The organism is Leisingera sp. F5 (genome assembly GCF_001593695.1).
This window is the reverse complement of record NZ_LUKH01000971.1, coordinates 1-1399: the sequence shown is the minus strand read 5'-3', so window position 1 is coordinate 1399 and position 1399 is coordinate 1. Positions and strand designations below refer to the sequence as shown.

Below are 1399 nucleotides of genomic sequence, written 5' to 3'. Positions count from 1 at the left end.
CAATGCCGGCTCTGGGGGCCGTTCTGATGATTTCCGGTGTGACCCTTGCTGTCATGATGGGTCTGCATGTACGGGCGGCGGAATTGCTCATTGGCTCCTACCAGCTGTTTCCTGCTGGTCAGTTTCCCGCGGCTTCCGGGTTGGCGGAATGGGGGGTGTACAGGGTTTCGCAAAGCTTTTCGCTGGCGTTCACACTGGCGGCGCCTTTTGTCATTACAGCGGTGATCTACAACTTGGCGCTGGGCGTGATTAACCGGGCTATGCCGCAGCTGATGGTGGCCATGGTCGGTGCGCCGGCGATTACCTTCGGCGGTCTGTTTATCCTGATGGTCGGCAGCCCGATGATCCTGGATGTTTGGTCCAGAGCTCTGATGACCTTTATGTCGAATCCTGGAGGCGGAATGCCATGAGCGGCCAGGACGACGATTCAGACAAATCATTCGAGCCGACGGAACAGAAACTCCGCAAGGCCCGGGAGAAAGGCGAAGTTGCCAAATCTACGGATCTGTCCGTCGCCGCAGCCTATCTGGGTCTGATCATCGCAGTATATACTGCCGGCAGCAGCAGCGTTGAGGGGATAGGCACCGCTCTGATGGCCTTTCTGGACCAGCCGGACAAGCTGGCCCCGCTGTTCTTTGAAGGGCCGGCTGCGGCACCTGTGGGCGGGTTCATCGGAAGTGCGGTGCGCCCTGCTCTGCCATGGTTTCTGGTTCCCTTTGCATTGGTTCTGTTGTCGATTGTCGGACAGCGTGCGCTGGTTTTTGCGCCCAGTAAGCTGGAGCCGAAGCTGTCTCGTATTTCTCTCATCTCGGGAGCCAAGAATAAATTTGGCAGATCCGGGCTGTTCGAGTTTTTCAAAAGTTTTGTGAAGCTGGTGCTCTATTCGATCTGTCTGGGCGTCTACCTGTCTTACCGGCTTCCGGACATGATCGCTTCATCCGGCACTGGCCCGCAGTCAGTTGTCTTGATGCTGGCGCAGCTGGCGATGGAGTTTTTGTTTTTGGCGCTGCTCATCGCGCTGTCCATCGGTATTGTGGATGCAGCCTTTCAACATGCTGAACACCACCGCAAGAACATGATGTCCCGGAAGGAGATCCAGGACGAAATGAAGGAATCTGAAGGCGATCCCCATATGAAAGGCCAGCGCCGCCAGCGCGGCCAGCAGATTGCGATGGGGCAAATGATGGCCGATGTGCCGAAAGCCGACGTGGTGGTTGTTAACCCGACTCATTATGCGGTGGCGCTGCAATGGAGCCGCGAGAAGGGCTCCGCGCCGGTCTGCGTTGCCAAAGGAGTGGATGAAGTGGCCGCGGCGATCCGACGTGTTGCCAATGAAAACGGCGTCCCGATTCATAGTGATCCGCCAACGGCGCGGGCTTTGCATGCCACGATTGAGATC

2 protein-coding genes are annotated in these 1399 nt (G+C 57.5%); both read left to right on the top strand.

Going from position 1 to position 1399, the window contains the following annotated elements; genetic code table 11:
• Positions 1–410: flagellar biosynthetic protein FliR (locus A2I95_RS37990; protein ID WP_291737590.1), on the top strand; the 410-nt coding region annotated here is incomplete at its 5' end.
• Positions 407–1399 (top strand): flagellar type III secretion system protein FlhB (gene flhB / locus A2I95_RS37985; RefSeq protein WP_291737589.1); only part of this gene is annotated, 993 nt, incomplete at its 3' end. The genes A2I95_RS37990 and flhB, both read left to right, overlap by 4 nt.